Below are 7,927 nucleotides of genomic sequence, written 5' to 3' on the forward strand. Positions count from 1 at the left end.
GGGGCTACTGGAGCGACTGGAGCAACTGGAGGAGCTGGGGCAACTGGAGCAACAGGGGCTACTGGAGGAACTGGAGCGACTGGAGCAACTGGAGCAACTGGAGGAGCTGGGGCAACTGGAGCAACTGGGGCAACTGGAGCAACTGGAGCAACTGGGGCAACTGGAGCAACTGGGGCTACTGGTAAAGCAGAAATGACGATTTATTTAGCTTCAGATCAGCAAATTGGTGATAATGATTTTATGGGTTTAGGTACTTCACAAGGAGGAGCTGCTAAAGGTTTTGAAAGAAATAATGTGGTTATACCACAAACGGCAACTATTACTGGTTTAGTTTTTAGTATTCGAGATAACGCTTTAGCTGCAAATCAAACTGTATCGGCTCAAATTGTTATAAGTACTACATGTGCTACTACAACAACAAATACAGGTATTATAGCAACTGTATCAGGTCCAAGTTCTTCTACTAATTGTTGTGCAATTGCTACTGGTAATTTTACTGTTCATCAATGTGATTTATTATCAGTAAGGATTACAACATCAGGAGGTGGAGCATTACCGGATGGTGCTGCTGCCACTGTTTTATTTACTACCTAATCACATTTCTGGTAGATAAACAAATCAACTTTCAATATGTATTATAAACAATGACATTTCAAAAGCAAAAACGCTTTATGAAAAATTGAAGGAAGATGGTAAATTTATTATTGGGTACAGCCAACGCACTAACGTAAAACCTCCGTTAAGGATTATTAATAGTGTAACAAATTTAATTCGTAACAAAACTTTTAGATATCCTTTTGTTACGGAATACCCCAGGTTATTTACTACCTTTTTATAGCATAGAAAACCCTTAGCGTAAGACCATCAAGGTGTTCACATGCGAAAAATGTCCCAAAGTGGGTTGTATGTCATTTGGTTGGCGGGATACATCATAATAATGAATACCAAAAAGAAAGAGAGTAAAATCTCTTTCTTTTTTGTTTATGGATGTTCTAACCTCTTTATTTGCATTGTTTCGAATGTATATTTTTATAGTCGTTTTTGAGGGGAATGGGTAAATTGCGATAAATTCAATAAAATCAAGGAAATGAATGTAAACTAATATCTAAAAGTTTACATTGGAACTTACAATTGAAATCAAACATACAATGCTATGAGCATTTACAACATAGTTTTAGTCAAAACCACAGCGATTGCTGTGGTTTTTCTTATTGATGAAACTGAAAGTGAACTTATATTCAAAAGTTTACTTTCGAATTAGAAGAGGTTAGCCTCTGGTTTCACCCTAGCTATTGCATTCATACTTTAAAAACGAGGGCCACCTTACAAGAGTTATATAATGTGTTTATTTTGATTTCCTATTTCCATACTAAACATCACCTATCGTTATTTCATATTTAGAAACTCTATAAATGCCATTTTTATAGAGGACTAGATACATGTAATCTCAGGTCATAAGTTATATTTTATTCATATTACCCAGTTTTTAATTAATTCTTTATATGTAGTCTTTTTTGACAGCACAAATATATCTGGGTTCCCACCTAATATTATTTTACTATATCTATTTATAAAATTTAATTAATTTAATGTAAATTATATTAAGAAAAGACACTCTTACAGGAGTGTCTTTTCCGATAGTTTTTTTAGCAGAAGCAAGAAGCCCCGACTATGATTAATAAAATAAATAATACAACTAATAACGCAAATCCTCCAGAAAAGCCACAGCCGCCACCACAACTACCACCAAAGCCCATAATAGTTCCTCCTTTTGATAAGAGGAGAACACACGGTGTCACTCATGTATTTTAACGGATTCATTTTACTTTATGTTTTTACGCATTAATTGAGCAGGTCCTTTTGAAAATTAAGAAAAGACACCCTAAGGTGCCTTCCTCCTACTTAACAACTATATTATTGAACCTCCATTTAAGGGGGTACCGCCCTATGGCCATCAACTTAAGAAAAAAAGTTACCCCAAAAACGATAAAAATAAATTTCAGGTCTATAAAAACACAAAATTTCCATTTAGAGGGTACTTTAAAATCTTAGCTTGATGGACATGGGGTATCGCCAGCATTTCGGAAAAAACCCACGCTAGCCAAAAAATACAAAAAAACGTCCATCAGGACGGTTTTACTTTTGACATAATTCTCGTTATCGGTAGTAAAGAGAATAAACTTGTTTTATTATGTTAGAAAAGGGAGCCTTGCTGCTTCAAAGTGCGTACCACGTGGCTCAGGTAGAATTATACCATTAGTAGTACTGAAAACAGAGATACTCACTTCATCTCTAGCTGCTAATTTTAAGATGGCAGAAACACTTGCCTCATCACCCGTTTCAACTGGATTTGCACCAAAAAAACCATTATCAGTTACTATAGGAATGCCGTTTACCCGGATATTAATTACAACTCTATAATTTGCCGTCACATCATTAGGGAAAAATGCAACACTTGCTATAATCGAATATACTCCATTTTGTTTTAGAGTGAAAGTTGATGTACCCGGGTCATATTCATTGTTTAGATCAAATATTTCATCTGGATATAAAACTGGAAATACCGGAGTATCTACAGAAACACTTTGTTCTGCAGTAACATTTATGGCCCTAAACGCTGATTGTGGAAATCCTTCCTGAATAGGAACAGGAAACGCACAAGGATTGAAATGCATTCTATTTTTTGATGACATAAATAATCAAGCCCCTTTGTTTACATTTATTATATTAAATGTAAAACGAGTCTGTTTTTCTTGTATACTTGTCTCTACTTGTCCAAGGAAAAGCAATAATATATATCGTATACATATAAAGTTTACATAACTTATCATTAGCGGGATTCAATGTATTTAGAAGACTATTAAAAGTCCTCCAGATTGTTTAACTGGGGGACTTTCGTGTTCATATAATCTCGTTATTGGAAGTGCATTTAAGACCACCATTAACTTAATAAGAGTCTAATAACTCAAGTTTCTTAGCCCCCACCTCACACTCAAAAAAAAGGAAAATAACGGAACCTGGTAATACACCCTTTATTGTGGGTAGGGTTGCACATATTTATAAAAAAATACTCTTGTCCAATCCATTATCATTCTCTAATCATTTAATATTACAAAGGGGGTGAGAACATGAAAAACAATGAAAAAATCACGTTTCGATATGTAAAAAATGATGGTGAAGAAATTAATTTGGGAGATCTTACTGATAAACGAAAAATTGTCATTGTCATTAATAACCAGATTACATTTGCACCGAATACAACACAAATTGCCAGTGGAGCCGGACAAAACAGTGCAGCAGGAAATAATGCGGCAATCGATTCATCGAATACCGAACAGCAACAAACGGTGGGTGCTGGAGGCAAAGCGATAAATAAAGGAATTAGTGGGGAGCAGATTGAGCCGCATAAAATGAAAAAAGAAAATTCGGATGAAGAGGTAGAATTTGTACTTATCATCAATAATCAAATTAATGAAACCAGTGAGGAACAGGCTAGTGCTACTCAAGTGGCAAGTGGTGGTGGAGAGGACAGTGCAGCGGGAACCAACGCTGCCATCGAAAGTTCTAATACCAAACAGCAACATGCAGTGGGAGGCGGAACGGGTAGTTTAGCTAGAAACGAAGGTGAAGAAGGCGATCAAATAGAAAAATCAGAAAAACGCAAAAAATGCAGAGGAAAATGCAAAAAACGCGATTAAAGAAAAAAAATCTGGATTTGAAGATCCAGATTTTTTTTAACACGGAGTTTTTTTGAACGTTTAAGTGAAGATAATCCAGATTTTCAAAAAGAATTATTTGAGGAAGCATATAGTTTTTTGAAAGAATGGTATATACATATCTAGTTAACATAACGACTCATTATTGATAGTATCCAAAAAAAGCTAGCTTTTTTTCACCAAAATACTTGGGGGTATTTCAAAATCTCAAGTTGATGGGCATGTGACGGTGCCTCATGCTCACCAAGCTAGTTAGTGTATGTTAAGTAAACCTTATGGATTTGTATATCTCATCCATCCACTTTCAGATTGTTTCGCTTTATACTTCCCATAAGACAGAAGCTTCATTGCCGAGCGATTGGCCGCATGAAAAACCAAGTTCAGCTTCCATTCTTCCTCCATTTCACTGGGATAGGTGGTGGATTCATAAACATAATAACCCGCCATGATACAGGGGACTACTTGCTCCGGTTCAAATCCATAAGCAGTTGCATCATCCACAACCAAATCAATGATGCATCGGTTTCCATCTTTAACTTTTTTCTGGAGTAATTTTTTTACCGATCCTGGTACTAATTCTAATATTTTATCCTTCATGTCAGTCACCTCATCTTTTATCATGTCCAGATAGCCTGGGGATATGTGTCAAACAGAATGAAATTCCAACCGTAATTGCACAGGTTTAACAAGATCTTAAGGACTATAACACCCTAAAAGGGAAAATGGCTTTAAATCCAAGAAATCTGGTGAGACAGGGAGAAACGTATTCGTTCATTTTGCAGTCGATTGGAACGAAACAATTTAAATGTAGGAAAACGTGTCGTGTCTAAAGTGGACAACCTATGTTTCTATGATTCTCCATATTGGCAGGATAATAATGTTGTAGGCATCTGTAGATGCAGGATTAGGATTTACTATAGACGCAAAAGTAACTGTCAATGGATCCACAATATAAAATACACAACAGCAAAGGCAAAACTAAAAGGCATGAGCCCGGTACAATACCGGACCCATGCCCAAGAAGCTGCCTAATGAAATAACGTGTCTAACTTTTAGATGTCACTTTGTGGCCATAAAACAAAGTTTTATAAAAGAATGATTCAATTGAATATAGAAAAAGCGTAATTTGAACAAAAGATTTGTCAAGCCCTAAATTAAAAAAGATAGATAAATTAAAGGACATAACATATTTTACATGACTAATATGTTATGTCCTTTCTTATTCAATAAACGCGCCCAATTGTTGAAAATCAATTAATTCACTTTTTTTAAAACTTCCCCCTATTAAATTTCAATAAGTATAGGAACAATCATTGGCTTTTTCTTAGTATGTGTATATACATATTGTCGTATTGATTTTTTTATTTGTTTTTTCATTACATTCCATTGGTTTCTATTTGCTTCTTGTAGCTCGTTAACAGTTTTTATAGTAAGTCGATTAACGTCTCTTCGGAGTTCCGAGAAATCTCTATCCACAAATCCACGAGAAATGGTATCGGGTTCAGAAATTAGTTTTCCTTCCGATTTGCTCATAGTTAAAACAATCATGAGCATTCCATCCTCAGAAAGTTGTTTGCGGTCTCGTAGCACAATTTCCCCAATATTATCGACATCCCCCCCATCTACGTAGGTATTCCCCACCGGTATTTTCCGGGTCTGACGGGCAATGGTATGTTCAATATCGACGACATCGCCATTATTGATGATAAAAGTGTTTCCTTGCTCTACTCCAACGGATTCCCCTAACAAACGGTGATGGTGCAGCATTCTAAATTCACCGTGAATGGGAATAAAATATTTTGGTTTCATTAATGTAAGCATTAGTTTTAAATCTTCTTGATAACCATGGCCAGAAACATGCATTCCGGATGTACTTCCCGATCCATAAATCACTTTGGCTCCAAGGGCAAATAAGTTGTCTACGATACTCGTGATATTTCGTTCATTCCCGGGTATTGGACCTGCTGCAAAGATAACCGTATCTTCAGGTAAAATGTCGACACCGCGAAAGTCTCCTGTGGACAGGCGAGCAAGAGCAGCCAATGGTTCTCCTTGACTCCCCGTGCATAAAATGGCCACCCTTTCAGGAGCCATTTCATTGATTTCATGTGGGTCAATTAACATTCCATCTGGAACTGTTAAATAACCACGTTCCATAGCAACCGCTATAACATTAACCATACTTCGTCCAAGCAACGCAAGTTTTCGATTTGTTTTTTGCGCTGCATTCACGACTTGCTGAACGCGACTAATATTTGAAGCAAAGGTAGAAAGAATAACTTTGCGTTCGGCTTTCATGAAAGCTGCTTCCACATGTTCACCTACCATTTGTTCCGATGGGGTCAAACCAGGACGCTCTGCATTGGTACTCTCAGATAATAGAAGCAAGACCCCTTCTTTGCCGATTGCAGCCATTTTATGAATATCCGAATTCTCATTATTCGCAGGGGTTAAATCGAACTTGAAGTCCCCTGTATGTACAATATTACCCTCTGGTGTGTGAAAGACTATTCCCAAGCAATCAGGAATACTATGGGTCACTTTGAAAAAACTTACCCTTATTTCTCCAATTGTCAAGTTTGAGTTTGAGTTGATTTCAATAAGTTCACTTTCTCTTAGGAGTTTATGTTCTTTTAATTTGATTTCAATTAATCCTAGTGTGAAGCGTGTGGCATAAACGGGTACATTCAATTTTTTTAAGAAGAACGGGATCCCCCCGATATGATCTTCATGTCCATGTGTGACAATTAAAGCCCTGACTTTATCTTTATTTTCTACTAAGTAAGCTATATCAGGGATAATCAAATCAATTCCTAATAAACTTTCATCTGGAAACTTATTGCCACAGTCGATAATCACAATATCGTTTGAATATTCGATTGCATACATATTTTTCCCGATTTCGTTCAAGCCGCCTAAGGCAAAGATAGATACTGCATTTTCTTTTGTACTCAAATTTATATCCTCCCATTTTAAATATAATCTTAGTATGCCCTTTGGTTTTCCTTTTATCAGTGGGTTGAATGCTCGAGCTTCCTATAAAAAAGGGAACTCTAGACTTGTTTTTTCCTAAAAATAATGACTACAACATTGATGTCTTAGTTTCCCACATCGTTATCGAGGTCTTTCCTCCCATTGAGGCAGCTGCTATTGAAATCACTCATGGTTTTCGATTCTTAATAAAGACGCAATCCTTTTAAAAAGGGAACACAATGAATACCTATTATGCAGCTATATTCACTTCTCAAAGATCAGAGCACAATTCAGAAAGATATGAAAGTATGTCAGAGAACTTGGTAGAACTAGTAAAAACACAACCTGGATTTATTAGGATTGAGAGCGCAAGAGATAACGAAGAGTATGGTATTACAATTTCTTATTGGGAATCCTTAGAAGCAATTCAAAAATGGAAAGCTAATACGACTCATCAAGTAGTACAACAAAAAGGAAAAGAAACGTGGTATAGCCAATATAACGTGCAGATTTGTAAGGTGGTAAGAGATTATTCTTTGAAAGGAATTGATTGAGTTAGTAAATTCGTCTAAAGGAGCTTGTAATTAAGCGACCTTTTTCGCTCTAACGGCGCGTTTGTTCAACTAGAGGAATAGAAAAATAATCAAACTTTTTTATAAAAGGATGATTTAATTGAATATAGAAAAAGCGTGTTTTGAACAATCTTTTTTCGAACCACGCTTTTTTTATTTGCTCTTTTATCAAGGTTTATTAAGTTAATTTAATCAAACCTTATTTCAAGGCTACACTTAGTTCTAAGTTTAAATTAAAAAGAAAAGAGGAGGTTTCTCCTTTTATTTTTTGTTGGGTGAATTTTATTTTACGTCGATTATATTTGAAAACTGTAGTTTCATCTTGTTATAAAAAGAATCCGTGCATATCACAGCACTATTTAGCAGATCAATATCAACAATAGTAATATAGCTAGTGAGTAAATAACCGTCTTCATGATAAAAGCTTTTGATGTCATTACAGAATGTGAAATTATTCACTAATCGAGACATAGAAAACATTAATGCCTTACCGTAAAAAAAGACACCCTAAGGTGCCTTCCTCCGAATTGAACCACTTTACTTTTAAAACTAAAGAATCTGCGTTAGTTCTGAATTCAAGACTCGTTGTGCAGTAATAATAACATTACCAGGTGCTATTCCGTAGACACTGTATAAACCACCGTTTTGATTAGGAACAATTTCAAC

General features: G+C 35.8%; 8 protein-coding genes and 2 pseudogenes. 4 read left to right on the forward strand and 6 right to left on the reverse strand.

The genetic code is table 11. The annotated features are described in order from the left end of the window. On the forward strand, positions 1–594 hold a 594-nt coding region (locus BAQ49_RS31265; RefSeq protein ID WP_084667381.1), incomplete at its 5' end, for a hypothetical protein. 1,052 nt (positions 595–1,646) lie between these two features. On the opposite strand, the gene BAQ49_RS09930 is transcribed toward BAQ49_RS31265, so the two are convergent. Continuing rightward, positions 1,647–1,757, reverse strand: coding sequence for a YjcZ family sporulation protein (locus tag BAQ49_RS09930; protein ID WP_071745177.1), 111 nt, complete (start codon positions 1,755–1,757; stop codon positions 1,647–1,649). A 432-nt stretch (positions 1,758–2,189) separates the two neighbouring features. Then, positions 2,190–2,693, reverse strand: a complete 504-nt coding sequence (locus BAQ49_RS09935) for a C1q-like domain-containing protein (protein ID WP_071745178.1) — start codon at positions 2,691–2,693, stop codon at positions 2,190–2,192. Positions 2,694–3,128: 435 nt separating this feature from the next. Between BAQ49_RS09935 and BAQ49_RS09940 the strand changes: the two genes are divergently transcribed. Beyond that, the gene (locus BAQ49_RS09940; RefSeq protein ID WP_071745179.1) at positions 3,129–3,698 is read left to right on the forward strand and encodes a hypothetical protein; all 570 of its coding nucleotides are present in this window, start codon (positions 3,129–3,131) and stop codon (positions 3,696–3,698) included. Positions 3,699–3,989: 291 nt separating this feature from the next. Here the strand turns inward: BAQ49_RS09940 and BAQ49_RS09945 are convergent, their stop codons facing one another. Next, positions 3,990–4,313 carry a hypothetical protein gene (locus BAQ49_RS09945; RefSeq protein ID WP_002146752.1) on the reverse strand — a complete coding sequence of 108 codons (324 nt, stop codon included), beginning with the start codon at positions 4,311–4,313 and terminating at the stop codon, positions 3,990–3,992. Positions 4,314–4,523: 210 nt separating this feature from the next. Between BAQ49_RS09945 and BAQ49_RS09950 the strand changes: the two are divergent. Then, positions 4,524–4,756: pseudogene (locus BAQ49_RS09950) on the forward strand (hypothetical protein); the annotation flags it as partial. A gap of 244 nt (positions 4,757–5,000) precedes the next feature. Here BAQ49_RS09950 and BAQ49_RS09955 read toward each other — a convergent pair. Further along, the gene (locus tag BAQ49_RS09955; RefSeq protein ID WP_071745180.1) at positions 5,001–6,671 is read right to left on the reverse strand and encodes a ribonuclease J; all 1,671 of its coding nucleotides are present in this window, start codon (positions 6,669–6,671) and stop codon (positions 5,001–5,003) included. Positions 6,672–6,928: 257 nt separating this feature from the next. On the opposite strand from BAQ49_RS09955, the gene BAQ49_RS09960 reads away from it, so the two are divergent. Next, a complete protein-coding gene (locus BAQ49_RS09960; RefSeq protein ID WP_071745181.1) occupies positions 6,929–7,243 on the forward strand; it encodes an antibiotic biosynthesis monooxygenase family protein in 315 nt (104 codons plus the stop codon). Between the two features lie 300 nt (positions 7,244–7,543). On the opposite strand, the gene BAQ49_RS09965 is transcribed toward BAQ49_RS09960, so the two are convergent. Next, the gene (locus BAQ49_RS09965; RefSeq protein ID WP_071745182.1) at positions 7,544–7,741 is read right to left on the reverse strand and encodes a YolD-like family protein; all 198 of its coding nucleotides are present in this window, start codon (positions 7,739–7,741) and stop codon (positions 7,544–7,546) included. A gap of 69 nt (positions 7,742–7,810) precedes the next feature. Beyond that, a pseudogene (locus tag BAQ49_RS09970) lies at positions 7,811–7,927 on the reverse strand (ATPase); the annotation flags it as partial.

It is taken from the genome of Bacillus proteolyticus (assembly GCF_001884065.1).
In the GTDB taxonomy this organism is placed as follows: Bacteria; Bacillota; Bacilli; order Bacillales; family Bacillaceae_G; genus Bacillus_A; species Bacillus_A proteolyticus.